General features: G+C 64.3%; 22 protein-coding genes. 18 read left to right on the forward strand and 4 right to left on the reverse strand.

From position 1 onward, the window contains the following. Positions 1-262: 262 nt before the first annotated feature. The 3 genes from M2427_RS25690 to M2427_RS25700 are packed head-to-tail and all read left to right on the forward strand — an operon-like array spanning position 263 to position 2,115. Positions 263-1,054 (forward strand): alpha/beta fold hydrolase, encoded by a 792-nt coding sequence (locus M2427_RS25690; RefSeq protein WP_280709590.1) that lies wholly within the window; start codon positions 263-265, stop codon positions 1,052-1,054. Then, positions 1,051-1,392 (forward strand): hypothetical protein, encoded by a 342-nt coding sequence (locus tag M2427_RS25695; RefSeq protein ID WP_280709592.1) that lies wholly within the window; start codon positions 1,051-1,053, stop codon positions 1,390-1,392. Before M2427_RS25690 ends, M2427_RS25695 begins: the two co-directional genes overlap by 4 nt. Positions 1,393-1,443: 51 nt before the next feature. Beyond that, positions 1,444-2,115, forward strand: a complete 672-nt coding sequence (locus M2427_RS25700) for a dienelactone hydrolase family protein (protein ID WP_280709594.1) — start codon at positions 1,444-1,446, stop codon at positions 2,113-2,115. Positions 2,116-2,246: 131 nt separating this feature from the next. Here the strand turns inward: M2427_RS25700 and M2427_RS25705 are convergent, their stop codons facing one another. The 3 genes from M2427_RS25705 to M2427_RS25715 form a co-directional block, all read right to left on the reverse strand. Then, entirely contained in the window at positions 2,247-2,999 is a 753-nt protein-coding gene (locus M2427_RS25705; protein WP_280709595.1) for a polysaccharide biosynthesis/export family protein, read from the reverse strand. Positions 3,000-3,275: 276 nt separating this feature from the next. Beyond that, positions 3,276-3,932 (reverse strand): peptide-methionine (S)-S-oxide reductase MsrA, encoded by a 657-nt coding sequence (gene msrA / locus M2427_RS25710; RefSeq protein WP_280709596.1) that lies wholly within the window; start codon positions 3,930-3,932, stop codon positions 3,276-3,278. A gap of 174 nt (positions 3,933-4,106) precedes the next feature. Continuing rightward, complete coding sequence (locus tag M2427_RS25715) at positions 4,107-4,424, reverse strand: hypothetical protein (protein WP_280709598.1); 318 nt, start codon at positions 4,422-4,424, stop codon at positions 4,107-4,109. A gap of 398 nt (positions 4,425-4,822) precedes the next feature. Here M2427_RS25715 and rpsT point away from each other — a divergent pair, with 398 nt between their 5' ends. The 15 genes from rpsT (at position 4,823) to M2427_RS25790 (ending at position 23,248) form a co-directional block, all read left to right on the forward strand. After that, entirely contained in the window at positions 4,823-5,089 is a 267-nt protein-coding gene (gene rpsT, locus M2427_RS25720) for a 30S ribosomal protein S20 (RefSeq protein WP_028178125.1), read from the forward strand. A 1,284-nt stretch (positions 5,090-6,373) separates the two neighbouring features. Further along, the gene (dnaA, locus tag M2427_RS25725) at positions 6,374-7,786 is read left to right on the forward strand and encodes a chromosomal replication initiator protein DnaA (RefSeq protein WP_280709731.1); all 1,413 of its coding nucleotides are present in this window, start codon (positions 6,374-6,376) and stop codon (positions 7,784-7,786) included. Positions 7,787-8,072: 286 nt separating this feature from the next. Further along, positions 8,073-9,191, forward strand: coding sequence for a DNA polymerase III subunit beta (dnaN, locus tag M2427_RS25730; RefSeq protein ID WP_280709599.1), 1,119 nt, complete (start codon positions 8,073-8,075; stop codon positions 9,189-9,191). Between the two features lie 248 nt (positions 9,192-9,439). Next, positions 9,440-9,805 carry a DUF559 domain-containing protein gene (locus M2427_RS25735; protein WP_280709600.1) on the forward strand — a complete coding sequence of 122 codons (366 nt, stop codon included), beginning with the start codon at positions 9,440-9,442 and terminating at the stop codon, positions 9,803-9,805. An 84-nt stretch (positions 9,806-9,889) separates the two neighbouring features. After that, entirely contained in the window at positions 9,890-11,026 is a 1,137-nt protein-coding gene (gene recF / locus M2427_RS25740; RefSeq protein ID WP_280709601.1) for a DNA replication/repair protein RecF, read from the forward strand. 118 nt (positions 11,027-11,144) lie between these two features. After that, entirely contained in the window at positions 11,145-11,903 is a 759-nt protein-coding gene (locus M2427_RS25745) for a hypothetical protein (protein WP_280709602.1), read from the forward strand. Positions 11,904-12,003: 100 nt separating this feature from the next. Continuing rightward, positions 12,004-14,181 carry a hypothetical protein gene (locus M2427_RS25750; RefSeq protein ID WP_280709603.1) on the forward strand — a complete coding sequence of 726 codons (2,178 nt, stop codon included), beginning with the start codon at positions 12,004-12,006 and terminating at the stop codon, positions 14,179-14,181. Positions 14,182-14,319: 138 nt separating this feature from the next. Next, entirely contained in the window at positions 14,320-15,012 is a 693-nt protein-coding gene (locus M2427_RS25755; protein ID WP_280709605.1) for a hypothetical protein, read from the forward strand. A gap of 284 nt (positions 15,013-15,296) precedes the next feature. Then, on the forward strand, positions 15,297-17,732 hold the full coding sequence (gyrB, locus tag M2427_RS25760; protein ID WP_280709606.1) for a DNA topoisomerase (ATP-hydrolyzing) subunit B: 2,436 nt from the start codon (positions 15,297-15,299) through the stop codon (positions 17,730-17,732). 255 nt (positions 17,733-17,987) lie between these two features. Then, on the forward strand, positions 17,988-18,626 hold the full coding sequence (locus M2427_RS25765; protein WP_280709607.1) for a phospholipid scramblase-related protein: 639 nt from the start codon (positions 17,988-17,990) through the stop codon (positions 18,624-18,626). 28 nt (positions 18,627-18,654) lie between these two features. Continuing rightward, a complete protein-coding gene (locus M2427_RS25770) occupies positions 18,655-19,119 on the forward strand; it encodes a hypothetical protein (protein ID WP_280709609.1) in 465 nt (154 codons plus the stop codon). Positions 19,120-19,240: 121 nt separating this feature from the next. Next, on the forward strand, positions 19,241-20,536 hold the full coding sequence (gene murA, locus M2427_RS25775) for a UDP-N-acetylglucosamine 1-carboxyvinyltransferase (RefSeq protein ID WP_280709610.1): 1,296 nt from the start codon (positions 19,241-19,243) through the stop codon (positions 20,534-20,536). A gap of 188 nt (positions 20,537-20,724) precedes the next feature. Then, complete coding sequence (locus tag M2427_RS25780; RefSeq protein WP_280709612.1) at positions 20,725-22,116, forward strand: MATE family efflux transporter; 1,392 nt, start codon at positions 20,725-20,727, stop codon at positions 22,114-22,116. After that, on the forward strand, positions 22,113-22,601 hold the full coding sequence (locus M2427_RS25785; RefSeq protein ID WP_280709613.1) for a DUF2867 domain-containing protein: 489 nt from the start codon (positions 22,113-22,115) through the stop codon (positions 22,599-22,601). The genes M2427_RS25780 and M2427_RS25785 overlap by 4 nt, the downstream gene beginning before the upstream one ends. Beyond that, complete coding sequence (locus M2427_RS25790) at positions 22,598-23,248, forward strand: 2-hydroxychromene-2-carboxylate isomerase (RefSeq protein ID WP_280709614.1); 651 nt, start codon at positions 22,598-22,600, stop codon at positions 23,246-23,248. The genes M2427_RS25785 and M2427_RS25790 overlap by 4 nt, the downstream gene beginning before the upstream one ends. Before the next feature lies 1 nt (position 23,249). On the opposite strand, the gene M2427_RS25795 is transcribed toward M2427_RS25790, so the two are convergent. Next, complete coding sequence (locus M2427_RS25795) at positions 23,250-24,365, reverse strand: FUSC family protein (RefSeq protein WP_280709616.1); 1,116 nt, start codon at positions 24,363-24,365, stop codon at positions 23,250-23,252. Positions 24,366-24,421: the final 56 nt, after the last annotated feature.

Below are 24,421 nucleotides of genomic sequence, written 5' to 3' on the forward strand. Positions count from 1 at the left end.
CAGAGGCAAATGCAATTTGGAATCGATCGAAACTATCTCGATATCTGACTGTTGTGCGTTGCGACAACGGCGCTGACGTTAGCGACTGGACACAACAAGACGACGCGCTACGCGCACATCCGATCGCAGCGAGGCAGTTTCTTCGAGGTAACTTAGCGAGCTAAGGTGTCTCCGCGAACGCGGACTTCCCTTCTCCCCTTGTGGGAGAAGGTGCACCATCGTTGTGGTTAGAATAAACAACAAGAAGAAAGAGGCGGAAACAATGCCAAGGATCGATCGGGACGGCGTCGGCATCTACTACGAGGTTCATGGCGACGGGCCGCCGCTGCTGCTCACGCACGGCTATTCCTCGACCTCGGCAATGTGGCACGGTCAGGTCGAGGCGCTCGCGCGCGACCATCAGCTGATCCTGTGGGACATGCGCGGGCACGGCCAGTCCGACTACCCTGACGATCCCAAAGCCTATAGCGAAGCGCTGACCGTCGGCGACATGGCGGCGATCCTCGATGCGGTCGGCGCCATCAACGCTGTCATCGGCGGGCTGTCGCTCGGCGGCTACATGTCGCTGGCGTTCTACCGCGCCCATCCGACACGCACGCGCGCGCTGCTGATCATCGACACAGGCCCCGGCTTCAAGAAGGACGACGCGCGCGAAGCCTGGAACGCGCGTGCGCTCGCCACGGCCGACAAGCTCGATCGCGAAGGCCTCGATGTGCTGAAAGCGGCCACGCGCGAGCGCGCCACCGCGAGCCATCGCAACGCCAAGGGGCTGGCGCTGGCCGCGCGGGGGATGCTGACCCAGCGCGATGCCGCGGTGATGGAGCTGTTGCCTGATATAAACGTTCCGTCTCTGATCGTGGTCGGCGCCGACGACACCCCGTTCCTGGCGGCGTCGGACTACATGGCGGCAAAAATCCCCGGCGCACAAAAGGTCGTGATCCCCGCGGCCGGACACGCCGTCAACATCGATCAGCCGAAGGCTTTTGTTGACGCGGTGGTGCCTTTCCTGAAGAACTTGCCGGCATCAACGGTCGGACAGGGATCAGGACGATGAGACGGATAATCCTGGCGGCGGGCGCAGCGCTTCTCTCACTGGCGGCGTCCGCGCAGGCCGAGCCGTTCGGCACGGTGCCGCTGCGCCGTCCCTTCGTCGAGACCTTGTCGAACAACACGCCTCTGGCATTCGGCATGGATGCGGACCAGACCGCGCGCGCCCTCGGACAGCCCCTGCAATATGTCAAGGGACGGCCGGGCAACGAGATCTATCTCGCCCTTCGCGACCTCGGCGGCAGCGGCCTCGTGCCGTCCCGCCACCGCCTGTTCCTGCAATTCCGGCATGGACGGCTGGCGGGATGGAAAGAGGATTACGGCGACAACTGGATGTGGGAGTGAGGTGTCACAGCGAGCCCCCGCATCAACGATCAACCAAGAAGGACAACCCGCGTGGGACAAGACATCAAACTGACGGCGTCGGACAATTTCCAGCTGGGCGCCTATCGCGCCGATCCCGCAGGTCACCCGAAGGGCGCGGTGGTGGTGATCCAGGAGATCTTTGGCGTCAACCATCACATCCGCTCGGTCTGCGACCGCCTCGCCGGCGAAGGCTATGTTGCGATCGCGCCGTCGATCTTCGACCGCACCACGCCGGGCTTCCAGTCCGGCTATACGCCGGATGAAATCGCCGAAGCGCGCAAGTTCGTCGCCAATCCGGACTGGGCGGCGATGCTGCGCGACACTCAGGCCGCGATCGATGCAGTGAAGAACGTCGGTCCGGTCGGCATCATCGGCTTTTGCCTTGGCGGCAGCATCGCCTTTGTCGCGGCGACGCGGCTGTCCGGCCTCAAGGCTGCGATCGGCTATTACGGCGGCGCCGTCGTGCGCTTTGCCGACGAGACGCCGAAGGTGCCGACGCAACTGCATTTCGGCGAGAACGATGCCGGCATTCCCCTCACCGACGTCGAGACCGTCAAGGCGAAGCGGCCTGACGTCGAGGTCTTCATCTATCCCGGCGCCCAGCACGGTTTTCATTGCGACGAGCGGCCGAGCTACGACAAGGCGAGCTCCGACATCGCCTGGCCGCGCAGCATGGCGTTTTTCGCCAAGCATCTGACATAGAGCGCGCCTCTCTCCTCCGTCATTCCGGGATGCGTCGCGAAGCGGCGCAGGCCCGGAATCCATCAGGCGTCAGAGATGGTGGAGGAATGGATTCCGGGCTCGCGCTTCGCGCGCCCCGGAATGACAGAAAACTAGAACCAGCGCTCGCCGACGAACACGGTGTCGCCGGGGCTGACGGGCGTGCCGAGCGGCACGACGGCGCGCATGGCGCCACCGCCTTCGGTGTGCGTGACGGTGACCATGTCGCGCTTGGCGCGCGGCGAGAAGCCGCCGGCAATTGCGACCGCGCTCTCGACCGTCATGTTCGGCACGTAAGGATATTGGCCGGGCGCTGCGACTTCGCCGAGAATGAAGAACGGGCGATAGGACTCGATCTCGACGGCGACCGAAGGCTCGCGGATATAGCCGTTGCGCAGGCGCGCGGCGATTTCACCGGCAAGGCCCGCCGTGGTGCGGCCACGCGCCGGCACCGCGCCGATCAGCGGCATGGTGATGGAGCCGCCGGCATCGATGGCGTAGCTGTTGGTGAGACCTTCCTGGCCGTAGACCACGACGCGCAGCTTGTCGCCGGCATCGAGATGATAGGAGGCATCGTAGCGCACGGGCGCGGCCATCACCGGTCCGCCATAGGCGACCGGAACGGGTGCGGGACCCGAGGCAAAGGAATTGCTGAGCGCATCAATGGCGCCGCCGCCGCTGTTGGCAACGACGACCGGGCGCGGTGCGCTGTAGGGCTGGCCATAGGCCATGGCGTCGAGATCGGGGCGCGGCTGCACATAGGCGACGGGGCCGGCGGTCTGCATGCAGCCGCCCAGGGTCAGCGCGGCGGACGCTGCCAAGGAGACTGTCAGGATCGACCATCGAAACGCGCGTGCAACCGGCACCGGAGCCATCCCTCGGAACGAGACAGCTCAAGTCTTGCACCGGTTATGGTTAATAAAGCGTTGAGGGAGCGTGCACGGCGGCGGTCGCACCCTCCCCTGGAGGGGGAGGGTCGGCTCAAATTGAGCGCAGCGAGATGTGAGACGGGGCGGGGTGACGGTCCATCCGCGACCAACAGTGCCCGAGTGGAGAGATCACCCCACCCCGCTCGCGCTTCGCGCGATCGACCCTCCCCCTCCAGGGGAGGGTAAGCACAGCGTCGCTTCGACGACTTACACTTACACACTCACACCCATACCAATCGGGCATGACACGCCGGTGCCGCCGAGGCCGCAATAGCCGGCGGGGTTCTTTGCCAGATATTGCTGATGATAGTCCTCGGCGAAATAAAACGCGCCGGCCGGTGCGATCTCGGTGGTGATCGCCCCCAGGCGCTTTGCGCTGAGCGCCTTCTGATAGAGCGCCTTCGACGCATCGGCGGCCTTCTTCTGCGCATCGGAATACGTGTAGATCGCGCTTCTGTATTGTGTGCCGACATCGTTGCCCTGGCGCATGCCCTGCGTCGGGTTGTGGTTCTCCCAGAAGGTCTTCAAGAGCTTCTCGTAAGGCATCTTCCTGGGATCGAACACGACCAGCACCACTTCGGTGTGGCCGGTGCGGCCCGAGCAGGTCTCTTCATAGGTCGGGTTCGGCGTATGGCCGCCGGCATAGCCGACAGCGGTGGAATAGATGCCGTCACCGAGCTCCCAGAATTTGCGCTCGGCACCCCAGAAGCAGCCGAGCCCGAACACGGCCTGCTCGAGGCCATCGGGATAAGGCGGCTGCAACTTCGCGCCGTTGACGAAATGGATGCTCGCGGTGGGAATGGCCTGCGCACGGCCGGGCAGCGCGTCGGCTGCATCAGGCAATGCGGTGGACTTGCGCATGAACAGCATGATCGGGTCTCCGTGAAACGAGCTGTCGCACGCCTGAGCTCGTTGCTCGGGCGGCGTGCTCGCGATCAGGTGGGAATATAGGTCTCTACGCAGGATGCAGCAGTGTTGTTACGCGCGCTGGTCCAATCAATCCCGGCGGGAATTGAGAAGATCAATCCCGGCGGGAATTGAAGTTCAATCCCGGGAATAGCCGATCAGCGGCTTGCGCGGCCGGAACACGATCATCAGCAAAATGCCGAGCAGGCCGAGGACGGCGAAAACCGGCTGGTCCAGCACCAGGCGGATCACCGAGGTCCAGAGCCAGGGCGCCTTGGCCTCGACCCAGGTCCGGAAGGCCGACTGGCTGGCCTGGTTGATGTCGTTCCAGAACTGGCCGAACCGGGTGAAGCGCAGGGTCTGATCGGCCACCCAGCGGGCGCCGTCATAGACCATGAAGAAGAACCCGCCGGCCAGCAGCAACAAGCCAATCAGTCGGAAAAAGCCGCGGATCATGCCCCACCCAATATGGTCACCCGATCGGACGACCCAAGGAAACACTGTTCAAACGCCGTCAGCCAATAGCCAAGAGACGGCAGAAATTCAACCTCATCAGGGCGTTACGGCCCCTCCTGGCGCGCCAGGAGCCTGCTTTTCCAGCCCTAAAGCGTTGACGGTGCCAAAGACCCCCTCTATAAGGGCGCCAACTGGCGGCGGGCGCAATCCTGCCGCCGCTGTTCTTTGAGCAGTTGCAGGCTCTTTTGGGGCCTCAGAGATAGCCGAAAGGCTCATCGCTCATGCTCCGGGAACGGCCCAGCAACCGAACACCCTAAATCCGAGCGTCGATTCCGCGGTCAAGCTGCCGGCGCTACCCGACCAAGACGCGACCGGTACCCGCAAAGGACATTGAGACCATGGCCAACACTACCTCCGCCAAGAAAGCGACGCGCAAGATCGCCCGCCGCACCGCCGTCAACAAGTCGCGCCGTACCCAGATGCGTGGTGCGGTGCGCACCGTCGAAGAAGCCATCAAGACCGGCGACCGCGCCGCCGCCGTCAAGGCGCTGGCCAGTGCCGAGCCCGCGCTGATGCGCGCCGCCCAGCGCAATATCATTCACAAGAACAACGCCAGCCGCAAAGTCTCGCGCCTCACCGCGCAGATCGCCAAGCTCGCCAAGTAAGCGCGCCAAGCAAGCTGGTCGCGGCACACCGATCGCATCATTCGATCGGTTGAAGCGAACATCGCAAGTCTTCATCGCAAGTCTCAATCAGCCCGGCTTTCACGCCGGGCTTTTTGTTGGCTGTCACAATTCACGCTTGCGGTCTTTGCGCGACCAGTTCTTCAGTTGGAAGAATGTTGTCGTCGCCGCGACGTTGCGTCCGTAGTTCTACTGCTGACGTTTTGCAACAGCGGAAACTTTCACTGCGCTGCGAAAAACCCCTGCGGCATGGGCTCAAGTTGAATTCGCACGCGCGAGAGTTCTGCACACCGTAGTTTCCACGGAACATGTTTCGCGTGGAGTTACCCTGCGAAACGCGACTCAAAAAACGATGACTCGCTAACCACTTATCGACATAGCGGCGCAAAGCATTTGGAAAAATCGTCCGTGCAGCGCGTGCGTGACGCTTTTGTAAAAATTTTTTGGCGGTCGCGGAGTCGTTGTCACATGAGCCGCCGCATTTTCGAATCTGTGCACGAATCCAAAAACTTGGTCTCAAGGCTGTGAACAACTCGCGCGCGGCGTTAACGCTGGTCAAGTTTTTTGATGCCTCAAGTGTGAATCAATTTCGTTGCGAGTCTTTCCGCTTAGTGTATTCCTTAAGTCGTTCGCGGCGCCCACGATCTTGAGACCAGCGCGGTTTAGGAAACGGGGCGAGCGTGCAAATCGGCGGCGGTGTGCACGTAGGCGACGCTTCAAAAAGCGATTGTCGGTCCCAACCCATAGCAATATGGGAACGGTAGCTCTTTGTCTTGACGTCTCCAAGCGGGATCTTCGCGATTCCGCTGGCGGCAAGCGCATGAGATACGTCTTGAGACGACCCCGACGCGCGATGGCGAAGCCGAGCGAACGACACGAACAGACGGGCAGGACATCCGCGACTGGACTCAAACGGCGCGGAAGTTCTTTTACGCAGGACCTTGCCGTGAGCGATCACGGCAGGACGGGGAGGTATCATGTCCTACGGATTCAACGCGGTATTGACTGAAGTTTCATCGTCCAACGATGCCGTTTCCAATCCGTCCTGCGACCAGCCTCCCACGTGTGACGGCGCGCAGAGTACGCGCTGACCTCGCGACCCCTCCATCCCTGACATCGCTGATCTGACCCGCGGCGTTTCCGCCGAACGGTCGAGCCTTGCCTGGAGATGGACTCGCTTGAGGTCGCGCCGTGCAGAAGTCCTGGCAGGAACTCTGCATGGCGCCCACCATGAAACCTAATCTCATGAGAAAAGTCTTTTAGATGATGACGACATCGGAACAGGATCGCTGGTCACGCGTGAAGAATCGGCTGCGCTCGAACGTCGGCGAGGACGTCTATACGAGCTGGTTTGCGCGGATGGATCTTGAAGGCGTGCAGGACGAGAGCGTGCGGCTCTCGGTCCCGACCCGCTTCCTGAAGAGCTGGATCCAGGCCCATTATGCCGAGCGCGTGCTGTCGTGCTGGCAGGCCGAGATGCCGGAAGTGCATCGCATCGATCTCACCGTACGCTCCGCGGTGCGTCCCGTGGTGCAGCCGAAGGAAGCGCCGGCGCCGGTCGAGACGCGCCGCGCGCCTGCGCCCGAGCTTCGCTCCACCGCGACTGCGCCGGTTTCCGCCAATCATGACGCGCTCGGCGGCTCGCCGCTCGATCCGCGCCTGACCTTCGCGAGCTTCGTCGTCGGCCGCTCCAACACGCTGGCGCATGCCGCCGCGCGCCAGGTGGCCGAAGGCCGTCGCGGCGACCCCGTGATGTTCAACCCGCTCTACATCCATGCGGGCGTCGGCCTCGGCAAGACGCATCTGCTGCAGGCGGTAACCTGGGCCGGCAATTCCGGCAACGAGCGCAAGGTGCTTTATCTCACCGCGGAAAAATTCATGTACGGCTTCGTCGCCGCGCTGAAGACGCAGACGGCGCTCGCCTTCAAGGAAGCGCTGCGCGGCATCGACGTGCTCGTCATCGACGACCTCCAGTTCCTGCAGGGCAAGTCGACGCAGGCCGAGTTCTGCCACACGCTGAACGCGCTGATCGACGCCGGCCGTCAGGTCGTGATCGCGGCCGACCGTCCGCCGTCGGATCTCGAAAGCCTGGATGATCGCGTCCGCTCGCGCTTGGCCGGCGGCCTCGTGGTCGAGATGGGCTCGCTCGGCGAGGAGCTGCGCCACGGCATTCTCAAGTCGCGCGTCGCAGCCGCCCGCACCCATCATGCGACCTTCGACGTGCCGGAGGAGGTGCTGACCTATCTGGCGCGCGCCATCACCCATAACGGCCGCGACCTCGAAGGTGCGATCAACCGCCTGCTGGCGCACTCCAAGCTCAACAACCGGCCGGTGACGCTGGAGATGGCGGAGCACGAGGTGCGCGATCTGATCCGGCCGCAGGAGCCGAAGCGGATCAAGATCGAGGACATCCAGCGCGTGGTCGCACGGCAGTATAATGTCAGCCGCTCCGACCTGCTGTCCTCGCGCCGGACGGCCAACGTGGTGCGGCCGCGCCAGGTGGCGATGTATCTCGCCAAGACGCTGACCCTGCGCTCGCTCCCCGAGATCGGCCGCCGCTTCGGTGGTCGCGACCACACCACGGTGCTGCACGCGGTGCGCAAGATCGAGGCACTGGTTTCCAAGGACAACGCGCTGTCCGAGGAAGTGGAATCGCTGAAGCGCCAGCTTCAGGAATAAACGCCTAAGGTCTCCTCCCCCACCTCCCGCCGCCCCCGGCCATGCCTGGGGCGGCGACCTTTGCCCTGCCCCGGCGGCCGCCTTTATTTCTGCCTGTAAATCGTGGGGAACCACGCCCCAATCCCTTGAAACGGATGGCTTTACGCGCCACCTTGCGCGACCCTGACGGCTTTGGTCATATCGGCTGGATGATCCGGCTTTCAGGGGTCTTCGGTGCCGTGGCGCGCGTCCTGCCGCCCGGCTTCTCCAACGCTTCAGTTTTCTCGGGGATCGGGCGAGTAGTGCAATGAAGGTTACGGTCGAACGCGCGCAACTCCTGAAGTCGCTGGGCCATGTCCATCGCGTGGTCGAGCGCCGCAACACGATTCCGATCCTGGGCAACGTGCTGGTCCGCGCCGAGAACGCGAAATTGTCGCTGAAGGCGACCGACCTCGATCTCGAGGTGACGGAGACGCTGCCGGCGGAAACCGCAACGGCCGGCTCGACCACGGTTCCGGCCCACATGTTCTACGACATCGTGCGCAAGCTGCCTGATGGTTCACAGATCGTGCTGGAGGCCGACGGCGACCGCGCAGTGCTGGCGATCCGCGCCGGCCGCTCGCGCTTCACGCTGCAGACGCTGCCGGAGAACGATTTCCCTGACCTCGCCGCCGGAGACCTCTCGCATTCGTTCAACCTCGCCGCCAAGGACGTCAAGCGGCTGATCGACCGCACCCAGTTCGCGATCTCCACTGAGGAGACACGCTATTACCTCAACGGCATCTATCTGCATGCCGCAGGCACCGCGAAGGCAGCGACCCTGCGCGGCGTTGCCACCGACGGCCACCGCCTCGCCCAGCTCGACCTCGTCCAGCCCAAGGGCGCCGAGGGCATGCCCGGCGTGATCGTGCCGCGCAAGACCGTCGGCGAGGTGCAGCGGCTGATCGAGGACACCGAAGCCGAGATGACGATCGAGCTGTCGCAGGCGAAAATCCGCTTCACCATCGGCAACGTCGTGCTGACCTCGAAGCTGATCGACGGCACCTTCCCCGATTACGGCCGCGTCATTCCGCAGGGCAATGACAAGGAGCTCGTGGTCGACAAGAAGGATTTTGAGAACGCGGTCGACCGCGTCTCGACCATCTCCAGCGAGCGCGGCCGCGCGGTGAAGCTGTCGCTGTCGCCGGGCAAGCTGGTGCTGTCGGTGACCAATCCCGATTCCGGCAGCGCGACCGAAGAGCTCGAGGTCGAATACGCCTCCGACGCGCTCGATATCGGCTTCAACTCCCGCTACCTCCTCGACATCGCCGCCCAGATCGAAGGCGACGTCGCCACCTTGCGGCTCGCCGATCCCGGCTCCCCCACCCTGGTGCAGGACAAGGACGACAAGAGCGCGCTCTACGTGCTGATGCCGATGCGGGTGTGAGGGGCGTGGTCCCTCATCAGCACACCCTGCTTCTGAAGCCGAACGCTATGCCCGTTGCTGTGCCCTCTCCCCTTGCGGGAGAGGGCAGCTCCGCTATTGACCAAGACGTCACTTGGGTGAGGGGTCCTCTCGCGGCACCTTCACCGCGGAGACAACCCCTCACCCGCCGCCGCTGCGCGTCGGCACCCTCTCCCGCAAGGGGAGAGGGTGCAGCCATTGCGCTACAAAGACGTTCAGAATAAGCACCGATGCAGGACGATCCGCACCATCGGCCGACAGCCAGACATCTTCGCCAATTCGCGAAGAACATGCGGCACGAACCGACAGATGCGGAAGCAGCCATGTGGCGTTTGCTGAGGGATCGTCGGCTATCAGCCTACAAGTTTCGCCGACAAGTTCCGATCGAGAATTACATTCTCGACTTCGTCTGTTTCGACAAGCGCCTCGTGATCGAGATCGACGGCAGTCAGCATGTAGAATCGCAGCGGGACGCAGCTCGGGACGCCGTACTTTCTGCTGAAGGTTTTTCAATCGCCCGCTACTGGAACAATGACGTACTTCAGCAACCCACGTCCGTATTGGAGGATATCCTTGCAAAGCTTGCCGGGCGGTAAGATACCCCTCACCCGTCGCCTCACTGCGTGAGGCGCCACCCTCTCCCGCAAGGGGAGAGGGGAAGAAGCACTCACAACGGACCCATGACCCCCTCCCGCATTCATCGCCTGACGCTGACGCATTTTCGGAATTATCGGGCGGCGGGGCTCGAGACGGCGGCTGACATGGTGGCGCTGGTCGGGCCCAACGGGGCGGGCAAGACCAATTGCATCGAGGCGATCTCGTTCCTGTCGCCGGGACGCGGCTTGCGGCGCGCCACGCTTGACGACGTCGCCGACAACCAGGGCGACGGGTCCTGGGCGGTCTCCGCGCAAGTCGAGGGCGCGCTGGGGCTCGCCACGCTGGGCACCGGCATCGAACCGCCGCGCGCCGAGGCCGCCGTCGTCAGGCGCTGCCGGATCGATCGTGAGCCCGTGAATTCGGCGGCCGCCTTCGGCGATCATATCCGCATGGTGTGGCTGACGCCGGCGATGGATGGGCTGTTCATGGGCGCAGGTTCCGAGCGGCGGCGCTTCTTCGACCGCCTGGTGCTCGCGATCGACAGCGAGCACTCCAGCCGCATCAACGCGCTGGAACGTTCCCTTCGCTCGCGCAACCGCCTGCTCGAGACGCGCAATTACGACGACCATTGGTGTGACGCCATCGAGCGCGAGACCGCTGAGCTGGCGGTCGCCGTCGCCGCAACGCGCGGCCAGACCGCGGCCCGCCTGACCGGCATGCTCAACGCGCGCGCACAACAATCCGCGTTTCCGTCAGCGCAGATCGCGCTCGACGGCTGGATGGAAAACGCGCTGCTGACCGAGACCGCGACCGCGGTCGAGGACCGCTACCGCCAGATCCTGCGCGACAACCGTCCGCGCGATGCGATCGCCGGCCGCACCACCGACGGCCCGCATCTGACCGACCTGCAGGTGATCTACGCGCCGAAAGGCATGCCGGCGCGCGATGCCTCCACCGGCGAGCAGAAGGCGCTGCTGATCGGCCTCGTGCTGGCGCATGCGACGCTGGTCGCGGAGATGACCGGCATCGTGCCGCTCTTGCTGCTCGACGAGGTCGTCGCGCATCTCGATCCGAACAGGCGCGCCGCGCTGTTCGACGAGCTGCGCAAGCTCGGCGCGCAGGTGTGGCTGACCGGCGCGGATCCGGCAGCGTTCGCCGAGATCGGCGCGGGCGGCGAAGTGTTTGACGTCGAGAGCGGACGCGTTTCCGCGCGGCAATAGCCCGTCTTGTTGAACCCTGCTTATCCGGGCCGCGACTAGGACTGTGAGGCCGCTGCTGGCGGTGTCGCAGCCGTTGCAATCGCGCGATCGAACCGCGCGATACCCCTGGAGAAAGACCATGATGACGGTAAGGCCCGGGACACGAGTCCCGGCACGATGGCGGCTGTTCGTGTGCGGCCTCGCTTTGCTCGCAAGTGGCCTCGCCGCGGCGAGCGCCACCGGCTGGGCGCCGCAACTGCCGCTGCTGTTTTCCTCCGCGCTCACGCTCGATCCCGATGCGGCGCTGCCCGCGCCGACCCGGACCAGCTATCGCGAGATCGGCACCACAAAAATGCTCGGCGTCGAAGCCCCGCTGCGGACCAAGCTCACGGCCCGCATTCCCGCCGAGCTCGGCGACGTCCTCACTTTCTACCGCGCCGAGCTCGGCAAGCTCGGCTGGCAGGAGCAGCGCGATGGCGCGGTGATTGCGAGCGATCACGTCCGGCTCGCCTTCGCGACCCCGCTGGGGCCGGCGGCGCTCGAGCTCGACCGCAAGGACGCAAGCACCTCGGTCAATCTGGTGCAGCGAAACAAGGAGGCAGCGACCAAGGCCCATGTCATGCCGAGGCCCGGCCGGGCGGCGCTGATGTTCACCAATCTCGGCGACAAAGAAGCCGTGCTCACGCTCGACAACCACACTGTCACGCTCCCGGGGCGCGCCGGCAAGGAACGCCCCGAGGCGCCGCTGTTCAACATGCCGCCTGGCAAATATTCATACGCGTTGAAGGTCGACGGCGGCCCGGACCGCACCACCACGATCGACCTCGTGGCAGGCGAAGCCTGGGACGTCACGGTCGGCCCCGAAGGCGACCTCTGGTCGCCGCTGCAGCTTTATTAAGCCTGGCGCCACCGGATACCGCTATTGAACCTGCCTGGTTCCATCAGCGACTAGCTCTCTGGGCCGCAATCGCTTCTCGCGAAATCCAGGAGACTTGCCGATGTCGATGATCAAGCGCGGGACATGGGTCCCGGCACGTGAGCTGCTGCTGACATGCGGCCTTCTGCTGATGGCGAGCACCGCGCACGCGACGCAATTCGACCCCGGCTATATCGACCCTCACACAGTGCCGATGCTGCCAGGCGCGATCGAGGACAATTCGCGGCCCGATCCCTCCCGGGTGCAATATGTCACCCCAACCGTCGTCGCCGTGACGACTGCGGCCGTGAAGAAGATGCTCAGCGCCGAGGGCTGGGTGCTCTATGTCCGGCCGCTCGACGAGACCAACCCCAATCTCGCCTTCAAGAAGGGACGGCAGGGATTGTCCGTTTCCTTTACGCAGGCGCTTGGCCGCCCCGACCAATCCGCGGTCTATTATTCCCCGACCCGGATCTATGCGAACGTCCCCTTTCCCGACGGCGCTGTTGATCTCGTGTTCGACGAGACGCGGCCCTATCTCGGCTGCATCGCGCCGGCTACGCTCGAGGCCACGCAGGATTTCTTTGCCAAGGAAATGGCCGCGATCGGCTGGCGCAAGCTCACGCCTGAAACGGCCGCAAGCTGGCCGAACGCGGACCTCACCGTGTCAGTACCGAACGGCGTGCGCGCCTTCTACGATCATCCCGACAGCGATTCGACCGGGTTCTACAAGCAGAAGCCGGTGATGCTGACATTGTCGCGCCGTGACGACGGACGGACCAATGTCGAGATCAGGATCGCGCCGTTCGCGCTACCTACCGATCTCGAAGCCGGCGATGCGGCCGGCCTGCCGGAGCCGAAGCCATTCAAATCATCCTCGGGCCGGGGCAACGCCCGAACAGCCACACGCGAGCTGATCGTCCAAGCTCTCGCCGATCTGCCCGCGGTAGAGGCGTTCTACCACCGCGAATTCGCCGCGCGCGGCTGGACAGAAGAGGGAAATGCACCTCTCGCCGCCGGCGACGAGGTCGCGCTGAAATTCTCCTCGCCCGAGGAAAACGGCGTGCTGCATCTCGGCCGCAAATACGATTTCACGATGGTCCATCTGGTCGCGCAGGTGAAGGAGAGCGTGCTCGCCGCCCGCGCCAAGGCGAAGAAAGATGCCGATGACCAGTTCATGAAGGACGCGGAGGCGATGACGAAACAGGTCCTCGCCGACGACGCTATCAGGCGCAAGACGCAGGCCGCCGCGCTGTCCGATGCGCCGTTGCAGGCGCAGGCCGGCAGCACCACGCCGGTGCCGCTGCCGGAGAATGCGCAGGACGTGGATTTCGATGGCACCGGCGGCCGGCTCGAATTCAACGCCACATCAAGCGTCAAGGCGCTCGCCACCTTTTACCGTTCCTCACTGAAGCAGACAGGCTGGAAGGAGCAGCCGTCGGTGATCAACCAGCCGAACATGGCCGTGCTGGAGTTCGCCAAGGGCGGCAAGTCGATCTCGTTCACAGTGATGCAGATGGGGCCGAAGGTGAATGTCAGCGCCGATGGTTCGGGCCTCAAGATGGCCGCAGCCAATCCCGCGTCCAAGGCCAAGCCGGCGAGCGACGATACGGCCGGCGCACAAGCCAAAGCGTCCGGCCCGCTGGAAGCAGATCCGGAGTCCGCGCTGCCCGTGCCGAAGCAGCACACATCGACCTCGCTTGGCACCGCCAAACTTCCCGGCATCGAGGCGCCGTTCCGTCGCGAGCTCGATGCCAGCGTGCCGGCTGAACTCGGTGACGTGCTCGCATTTTATCGCAGCGAACTGACAAAACTCGGCTGGCAGGAGAAGCCGGACGGCGCGGTGAAAACCGCTGATCGGGTGCAGCTTGCCTTCGCATCCCCGCAAGGACCAGCCGTATTGAAGCTTGGCCGCACCAATGGCGAGACGTCGGTCAATCTGGTGCAGAAGAACCCTGAAGCCGCGACCAAGGCGGACATCATGCCGAAGCCCGGACAGGCCAAGCTCTTGCTTGGCAATATGGGTAACCAGGAAGCCGTGCTCACCATCAACAAGCAGACCGTCAAGGTCGCGGCCGGCGCCGGCGGTCCTCAATCGCCGAAGGGCCCGATGCTCGATCTGCCGCCGGGCAAGTACCAATATTCGCTGAAAATGGCAGGCCGCCCCGCGCGCAACGACACGATCGACATTGCCGCGGGCGACGCCTGGGGCCTCATGGTGGGCCCGACCGGCGAGGTGCTGCCGCTGCAGATGTATTGATCTTCCTGTGCCTGCAACGGCCGGGTTGAACCCATCAGGTTCGCGGGGCGACTAGTTGTCTGGAAGCGGCGGCGACCATGTCGCTGCCGCGCTGGAGCGCGCGAAATTCACGACGCGCAGCATCCGCGGAGCCTGGGCATGACGACGATAAAACGCGGGACGAAGCTCCCGGCACGATGGTGGCTGTTGGTGTGCGGCCTCACGCTCGCAGGCTGTTCGCAGGAGCCGCTGACCGCAGCAGATACTCACGCCGACATGCCCGTGCCGACGCGAGCCAGCCATTCAAGCTTCAGCACCTCGCACGTATCAGGCATCGAAACCCCGTTCCGGGTCGAGCTCAAAGCCCAGGTGCCGGCGGAGCTCAACGACGTGCTCGCCTTCTATCGCACGGAACTCGGAAAGCGCGGCTGGCAGGAAAAGCCTGAAGGCGCGATGGTTACCGCCGATCACGCGCTGCTCGCCTTCGTCTCGCCGAAGGGGCCGGGCACGCTGAGGCTCGACCGTACCAAGGACGAGACCATGGTCGATCTGGTGCAGCGAAATACGGAGATCGCCGCCAAGGCCAACTTCCTGCCCCTATCAGGACAAGCGCGGCTGATCTTCGGCTATCTCAGACCTGATGTGGCCACACTCGCGATCAACGATGAGATCATCGCGATCGCGGGCGGCGCCAACCATCCACAAATGCTGGATCTGCCGCCCGGCACGTATCCCTACACCCTGCTCGTATCAGGCCGTCGGGTCCGCAGCGATAGCATTACAGTGGCCGCCGGCGAAACCTGGGGCCTCAGGTTCGATGACGATGACAGCAAGCCGGATCAGATCTACTGAACCGCGACGCCCGTTTTCGGGCGCCACGGCACCTCGGAACGCGCCTCTGCACCCCCGCAAAATCCACGCCTTTGAGGACCCCAAAACAGGCCCTCGAATCGGGCTTTTCGCAAGCCCCGGAATCGGCCTTCAAACGCCTTGAAATCAGGCAAAAAATCCCTATTTCATCAAAGGGTTGCCGGAAGATAGTTTGCGCTAGGCGCAGGCCCTCTTTCATGGCACAAATAGCCTGCAAATCAGCGCCTTTTGCGCGGCTGATTCGGGCGACATCTCGAAGGCCTCTCATGACAGAACCTGCTCGGCAGACGCCTGCCGAAAACGAGCCCTCAAATCCGAGCGATTACGGGGCGGAATCGATCCGCGTGCTCAAGGGGCTCGATGCCGTCCGCAAGCGCCCGGGCATGTATATCGGCGACACCGATGACGGCTCGGGCCTGCACCACATGGTCTACGAGGTCGTCGACAACGCGATCGACGAAGCGCTGGCGGGCCACGCCACACGCGTCGATGTCGTGCTCAACGCCGACAATTCCGTCACCGTGCGCGACGACGGCCGCGGCATTCCCGTCGACATCCACAAGGGCGAAGGCATCTCGGCGGCCGAGGTCATCATGACCCAGCTGCACGCCGGCGGTAAGTTCGACCAGAATTCCTACAAGGTCTCCGGCGGTCTGCACGGCGTCGGCGTTTCCGTCGTCAACGCGCTGTCGAGCAAGCTCGGCTTGCGCATCTGGCGCGACGACAAGGAACATTACATCGAGTTCGCCCATGGCGATGCCGTCGCACCGCTCAAGGTCGTCGGCGATGCGCCAGGCCGGCGCGGCACCGAGGTGACGTTCCTGGCCTCGGGCGAGACCTTCAAGAACATCGAATATGATTTCGCGACGCTCGAGCATCGCCTGCGCGAGCTCGCCTTCCTCAATTCCGGCGTCAACATCGCGCTCTCCGACATGCGTCACGCGGTCGAGAAGCGCGAGGAGATGTACTATTCCGGCGGCGTCGAGGAGTTCGTCAAATATCTCGACCGCAACAAGAAGGCGCTGGTGCCGGCGCCGATCATGGTGCGTGCGGAAGCCAATGGCATCGGCGTCGAGGCCGCTTTGTGGTGGAACGACAGCTACCACGAGAACGTGCTGTGCTTCACCAACAACATCCCGCAGCGTGACGGCGGCACCCATCTCGCCGGCTTCCGCGGCGCGCTGACGCGCCAGGTCAACGGCTATGCCGAGGCCAATGCGAAGAAGGAAAAGATCGCGCTGACCGGCGACGACTGCCGCGAAGGCCTCACCGCCGTACTGTCGGTGAAAGTGCCGGACCCGAAATTTTCGTCGCAGACCAAGGACAAGCTGGTGTCCTCGGAAGTGCGCCCGGTGGTCGAGAACGTCCTCAACGAGGCGCTCCAGGCCTGGTTCGAGGAGCACCCGTCCGAGGCCAAGATGATCGTCGGCAAGGTGATCCAGGCCGCCGCCGCCCGCGAAGCCGCGCGAAAGGCGCGCGAGCTGACGCGCAAGAGCCCGCTCTCGGTCTCCTCGCTGCCCGGCAAGCTCGCCGATTGCCAGGAAAAGGATCCGGCCAAATCCGAACTCTTCATCGTCGAGGGTGACTCGGCAGGCGGCAGCGCCAAGCAGGGCCGCAACCGCGAATTCCAGGCGGTGCTGCCGCTGCGCGGCAAGATCCTCAACGTGGAGCGCGTTCGCCCCGACAAGATGCTGGGTAGCGAGCAGATCGGTACGCTGATCACCGCACTCGGAACCAGCATCGGCGACGAATTCTCGGTCGAGAAGCTACGCTATCACAAGATCATCGTGATGACGGACGCCGACGTCGACGGCGCCCACATCCGCACGCTGCTGCTGACCTTCTTCTACCGGCAGATGCGCGACATCATCGACGGCGGCTATCTCTATATCGCCCAGCCGCCGCTCTATAAGGTCTCGCGCGGCAAGTCCGAGCAGTACCTGAAGGACGAGCGCGCGCTGGAAGATTATCTGATCGACACCGGCCTCGACGACTGCGTCTTCATGCCCGGCAATGGCGGCGATCGCACGGGCCGCGACCTGCGCTCGCTGGTCGATGATGCGCGCGTCGTTCGCAGCATCCTGCGCAATCTGCACAACCGCTACAATCGCAAGGTGATCGAGCAGGCCGCCATCACCGGCGTGCTGAACAAGGCGATCTACGGCGATCCCGAGAAGGCCGCCGCGGCCGCGCAATACATCGCCGCCCGCCTCGACAATCAGTCCGAGGAGGTCGAGCGCGGCTGGCTCGGTCAGTATGTCGAAGGTCAAGGCTTCCAGTTCGAGCGCACCGTGCGCGGCGTCAAGGAAGCCGCCGTTATCGACGATGCTTTCCTGGGCTCGGCCGAAGCCCGCAAGCTCGACGAATACACGGTGAAGCTCCAGGACGTATATGCCCGCCCCGGCAAGCTGCGGCGCAAGGACGTCGAGCACATGGTCTACGGTCCGGTCGACCTGTTCGAAGCGGTTACCGATGCCGGCCGCAAGGGCGTCACGCTGCAGCGCTACAAAGGTCTGGGCGAGATGAACCCGGAGCAGCTCTGGGAAACCACGCTGGACATCAATGCGCGCTCGCTGCTGCAGGTGAAGGTCAAGGAGGTCGACGAGGCCGACGACATCTTCACCAAGCTGATGGGCGACGTGGTCGAACCGCGCCGCGACTTCATCCAGGAACATTCGCTGAGCGCGACGATCGATATTTGAGGCTTTGCGTTTGACGCTCGGTGCAAGGCACGGGGCCCGGATCACCTCTCCCGAAGGGAGAGGTCGGAGTGCATCGATAGATGCGCTCCGGGTGAGGGGTTACGGTCGCACCTAGCACTGCGGCTCCTCACCCGGATTGCTGCGCAATCCGACCTCTCCCCGTCGGGGAGAGGTGGACCAACACCGCCGCCTGAACCTCATCCCCGGCCATCGCGACGAAATGGTGTAGGCGGCTCTGGAAGAGGTCCGAACGACATGTTGCCGATTTTAGCTGGACAGAGCCGAATGTACGTGCAGCAGGTCTTCGAAATGGCCGAACTCTTCGGTTTCGAAACCCGCAACAAGTACCGCATTCGCGATGAAAACGGCCGCGATCTGCTCTATGCGGCTGAACAGCAGAAGGGACTTCTCGGCTTCCTGGGGCGGCAGGCATTCGGGCATTGGCGCTCCTTCGAGGTCCATTTTTTCGACAATGCCCGACAGCCGGTCATGCGCGGGATTCATCCCTTCCGCTGGTTCTTTCAGTGCCTGGAACTGCGTTCGCGCGACGGCCGCCTCATCGGAACCATCGAGCGTCAGTTCTCGATTCTCACCAAGAGCTTCCATGTGCACGATGCGCAGGGACGAGTGGTGCTCGAAGTCAGTTCGCCATTCTGGCGCGTATGGACCTTTCCGTTCATGGGCGGAGGGCAAGAGCGCGCGCGCGTTGCGAAAAAATGGTCTGGCCTCGGCTCAGAACTGTTCACCGACCGCGATAATTTTCTGGTGGAATATCTGGAACGCAGCCTGACAGAAGATGAGCGAGCGCTGGTTCTTGCGGCTGCGATCTACATCGATCTGATGTATTTCGAAGAGAAAGGCGAGGGCGGCGTGATCAATTTGCTCCGCAATTGAAGCGCGGAGCGACCTGAGGCGTGATCTCATGAGCGCTCCCGCATTGACGCCAGTTGCCCCTTCGCGCCGGCTTGGCGTGATCGGGAGCCTCGTCGGCGTGCTGGCGTTGATCGCGGCCGTTCTGCCGCATTGGATCCTGCCGGTGATCTATCCTCCGCCGCCCGCGGATCAAATCATCGTCGACACCGGTCACCGCCTCAAAGATCGCCTGATCGCGCGTGTCAAAGGCGTGGAGTATCATGCGCCGCCGCGCGAGAAATCGACGCGGAGCCAGTTGGGTGACGCATCCTCGATCGCTGCGATCTCGTTCGGCCTGCTTGCGATCCTGTTCTCGGTCCTCGCCCTCGTTTTTCGCGAGGAGAGACTTTTGGCCGGTGTAGCAGCCACGCTCGGGACCGGCGCCATCGCCATCGAGATATCCTTCCTCGCCATGGGCGTGCTGATCCTGATCGCGGTCCTCTATGTGGTGGGAAATATCATCGGGATGTTCTGAGGAGCGCCCGGCCGGCAGACCGCCTCGTACCGCGTCCTGCACAATTGCTACCGCGCTCAATTCCCTATAGTTTCCGCCTCCCAAGCAGCCCGCCCCAACCCAACAGGACGGAGAGATCCAAGTGGCGCCCATTCAGTACATCGTCGAGGGCGGTCACCGGCTCTCGGGCTCGATCGAGCCGGCCGGCAACAAGAATTCGGCGCTGCCGATCATCGCAGCCGCACTGCTCACCGAGCATCCGGTGACGCTGGAGAACGTGCCGCGGATCCGCGACACCGAGACGCTGGTCGAGCTGATCCGCTCGGTCGGTGCATCGGCGGAATGGACCGGACGCAACACGCTTCACATTCACGCCAAGAGCATCCGCGCCGCCGACCTCGACCCCGAGCTCTGCGTCCGCATCCGCGCCTCGATCCTGCTCGCAGGTCCCCTGCTGGCGCGCTGCGGCGAGGTGATGCTGCCGCCGCCCGGCGGCGACGTCATCGGCCGACGCCGGCTCGACACCCATGTGCTGGCGCTCGAACAGCTCGGCGCCAAGGTCACCGCGACCGACCGGCTGGAATTCCGCTGCCCAAAACTCACCGGAGCCGACGTGTTCCTGGACGAGCCGAGCGTGACCGCGACCGAAAACGCGCTGGTCGCAGCGGTCGCAGCTGATGGCGTCACTTATCTGCGCAACGCAGCCTCCGAGCCGCATGTACAGGACCTCGCCAACTTTCTGGTCGCACTCGGCGCCAAGATCGAGGGCATCGGCACCAACACCATGGTGATCCACGGCCCGGCGACGCTGGGCGCTGCGACCTATCGGATCCAGCCCGACCATATCGAGGTCGGCTCGCTGATTGGGCTTGCCGCCGTGACGCGCTCGCCGCTTCGTATTGTCCGCGCCGGCGTCGAGCACCTGCGCTCGATCCGCATGGGCTTCGAGCGGCTCGGCATCGTCTGCCGCGTCGAGGGCGACGATCTCATCGTGCCGTCGAACCAGACGCTGAAGATCCAGGACGATTTCGGCGGCCATGTGCCGAAGCTGGAAGACCAGCCCTGGCCCGCCTTCCCCGCCGACCTGATGTCGATCGCGATCGTCACCGCCACGCAATGCGAGGGCGTGATCCTGATGTTCGAGAAGATGTTCGAATCGCGGATGTTCTTCGTCGACAAGCTGATCGGGATGGGCGCGCGTATCGTGCTGTGCGATCCGCATCGCGCGATCATCGCAGGCCCCAGCCGGCTGCACGGCGCGACGCTGAGCTCCCCCGACATCCGCGCCGGCATGGCGATGCTGCTCGCCGCCGTCTGCGCCGAGGGCACCTCGACCATCAACAACGCCGACCAGATCGAGCGCGGCTATGAGCGCATCGACGAACGGTTGAACGCACTGGGCGCGAAGATCCGCCGCATGCCGGAAAGGAAGGGCTGAGGCTTCGCCTCTCCTTCTAACAACGCTCTCGTGCCCCGGACGCAGCGCAGCACATCAGTGATGCGCTGCTGAGCCGGGGCCCATACTGCAACATCAACGCCCGTGACTTCTGGGTCCCGGCTCGCGCTTCGCGCGTCCGGGACACGAGAGCCATGTTTTGGTCGCGAGGCTGTGCTATTGAGCGCCCCATGCTCGACAGCGTCCAATCACAACAGCCGCGGCAAACCGGCGTCCAAGGTCACCTCGCGCAGGAATTCGCCGAGACGCTGCGGCTGGCCGTGCCGATGATGCTGACGCAGCTCGGGCAGATCGCGATGATCACGAGCGATCTCGCGCTGATCGGGCGGCTCGGCGAGGATTCGGTCGCGGCTGCGGCACTTGCGCACACCGTCTATTTCGTCAGCTTCACCTTCGGGCTTGGATTGATGGCTGCGGTGTCGCCGCTGGCCGCACAAGCATTCGGCGCCGGCGACATCAGGCGCATCCGCCTCTCCCTGCGCGTCGGGCTGTGGGTCGCGCTGCTGATCTCGCTGCCGATGATGGCCTCGCCACTTTATGGCGAGCAGATCCTGATTGCGCTCGGACAGGCGCCGCATTCGGCGGCGCTCGCCCAGCGTTATCTGAATGGCCTCGCCTGGGGCATCGCGCCGGCGCTCGGCTTCATCGCGATCCGCAGCATGATGAGTGCGGTGAACCGGCCGCAGGCCCCGCTGTGGATTACGCTCGCGGCGATCCCCGCGAATTTCGCGCTGGTCTATTGCCTGATCCATGGCCTGTTCGGCCTGCCGGAGCTGGGCCTGTTCGGCGCGGGACTGGCGACGACGCTGGTCAATCTCGGCACCTTCGTCGCAGCGCTCGCCATTGCGGCGTTGCGCAAGCCGTTCGCCGACTACCACCCACTCACGCGCCTCTGGCGGATCGATTGGCCCTTGATGCGCCAGCTGATCTCAATCGGCGCGCCGATCTCGTTCTCGCTGCTGCTGGAGTATGGCCTGTTTTCCTCGGCCGCGCTGCTGATGGGGTTGATCTCGACCACCGCGCTCGCCGCGCACCAGATCGCGCTGCAGGTCACGGCCGTGCTGTTCATGGTCCCGCTCGGCATTGGCATGGCTGCGACGGTGCGGGTCGGCCACGCCTTCGGCCGCAACGAGCCGGCGGGCGTCCGACGCGCGGGACTCGTCGCCGCCGTGCTCGGGATTGCATTCGTCTCGGCGCTGACGGTTGCCATCATCCTCGGCCGCTACGAGCTGGGACGGCTGTTCTTCGGCAACAGCGAGGCCAGCGCGTCGACGGTCGAGCTTACCGCAACATTGCTGCTGGTCGGCGCGACCTTCTTCATCGCCGATGCGCTGCAGACCATCATGGGCGGCGCGCTGCGCGGCATCAATGACACGAAGATGACATTGGTGTTTGCAGCGATCGGCTATTGGTGCGTCGGATTTCCCATTGCCTGGGTGCTCGCCTTCCATACCGGTCTCGGCGCGGTCGGCGTCTGGGTCGGACTGTCGATCGGATCGTTCGTTTATGCCGGCTTGTTGATCTTGCGCTTCCGCATGTTGACGCGCAAACTGGTGGGATGACGGGACCGGTCCGCGAAATCACACCCGACGTCGATGCCGGCGCTGTGCTATCAGGCGCGCAGTTCATCGACGCCTTTCGTGCAGAGGTCGGCGCGACGCAATTAAGCGCCCGCGAGGCCTGCACCCGGATGGTGTTGCACGGGCCGCGCTGGATCGACGCGCTGACGCGCCTGCGTAACATTCTGGTGACACCATTTGGCCTGAAAAAATCGGGTGAAGGCGCGCCAGCGCCCGGCGGCCTGATCGGCCTGTTTCCTGTGCTGAGCGAGACCCCGGAGCGGCTGATCGCCGGCTTCAATGATTCTCACCTCGATTTTCGCATCGTCGTTGACGTTGCCGGCGATGCAGCGAGCCGCGAGGTCACCCTGACCACGCTGGTGAAGACAAATAATCTCCTCGGGCGGAGCTACCTCACCCTCATCACGCCGTTCCACAAGCTCGTGGCCCGCAGCATGATGGGAAGCATCGCGGATCCGGCGCGATGACGCTGTCGGTCGACCTCTTCTTCTCGTTTCGCAGCCCCTACAGCTATCTGGCGCTGCCGAGGACGCTGAAGCTGGTCGAGGAGTACGATCTCGCTGTGAACCTGCGGCCGGTTTATCCGATCGCGGTGCGCGTGCCCGGCTTCTTCAAGAAGGCCAGCCCCCAATTCGCACGCTACATCGTGCTGGACAGCCGCCGCGTCGCCGAGCACGCGGGCATTCCGTTCCGCTTTCCGCGGCCCGATCCAATCGTGCAGGACATGACGACGCTCGATGTCGCGACAGAGCAGCCCTACATCCATCGCCTGACGCGGCTGGGTGCCATGGCACAGCTCGATGGCCGCTCGCTCGTCTTCACCGCGGCAATCGCGCCTGTGCTCTGGGATGGCTCGGTTGCCGGCTGGAACGAGGGCGATCACCTCGCCCGCGCTGCCCAGAAAGCCGGGTTCGATCTCGTCACGATGGATGCCGCGATCAGCGCCGATCCGGATCGCTACGAGCAGGTGATCGCGGGGAATGAAAAGGACCACGCGGCGTCAGGCCATTGGGGCGTGCCGACTTTCGTATTCGAGAACGAGCCGTTCTTCGGCCAGGACCGTATCGATCTGCTGCTGTGGCGCTTGCAAAGCAAGGGCCTGACGAAAAGATAGCTCACTCAGCCACTTTCACCGGGCCATCGGCCGCGGCATCCGACCACTCGCCGACGACGCGGTCGAGGTCGCAGAGATTCTGGTGCATCTGCTCCAGCGAGAAGCCGAGCGCGAAGAAGCGCTCCGCGGTGTCGCCTGGATGGCCGCGGATCACGCCGTCCTGGCGCACGGCCGCAACCGCCTCGGAATAGTGCTGAAGCGCGACGTGCACCGGATGGATCGGCGGCGCACCCGCGCCCTCGCGCAAGGCTTCTGCCGCCGATTTCAGGAAGCGAAGGATCGCCGCGCTCACCTCGGCCAGCGGACCTGCGAGTCTGACCTGCACCTCGGCCGGCAGCGGCACCACGGTGGCGCGGCCGATCATCACGACGTCGTGGCGCAGCCGCAGGATCGTCCGCAAGAGCGGGCCGGTATCGGGCCCGCTCGACAGCCGGGCTGAACGCTCGCGCTCGGCCTCGGCGCCGATGGTGTTCATGCCCACCATGGCGGTGCCGATGCCGTCCTGGATCCGATGCAGCGCATCGTTGTCGCGACCGCGCGTGAGGCCCGCGAGCAATTCGCCGAAGGCATCCGCGATCAATTCAAGCAGCGTCGCGGCGCTGGCGCGGATCTGCCGCACCGCGCGCGAGGGCAGCACCAGGAACGAGACGAGCAGCCCCGTCACCGCGCCGACCGAAACCTCGCTGACGCGATCGATCGCGGAAGCCATGGGATCGGCGTGATGCATGCTCGGAAGCACGAGCACGATCACGGCCGTCACCGTTGCAGAGCTCAGGTTCGGATAGATCGACGCAATGAAGGCGAGCGGCGCCACGGCCAGCACGAGCAGTCCCAGCAGGCCCGCTTCGCTCGAATAGGGGATCAGGATTGCGATGGCGCCGCCATAGATGGCGCCGCCAATCGTGCCCAGCATGTAGTCGCGCGTCGCCTTCAGCGAGCGACCGACACTCATCTGGGTCACGATGATGGAGGTCAGCACGGCCCAGAGCGGCAACAACAGATGCAGCGCGGTCGCGAGCGCGTAGGCCCCGGCGGCCGCAACCGTGACCCGGACCGCCAGCCCCAATTGCGTCCTGCGCGACCAGACAAGGTCGAATACCTCTCTTGCGAGTGTCATTGTCGAAAGCCTCGGTCCGATCCTCATCTCACCAGCCAAAAGCATAGCTGATGCCC

Origin of the sequence: Bradyrhizobium sp. BR13661, from assembly GCF_029892425.1 — a bacterium.
In the GTDB taxonomy this organism is placed as follows: Bacteria; Pseudomonadota; Alphaproteobacteria; order Rhizobiales; family Xanthobacteraceae; genus Bradyrhizobium.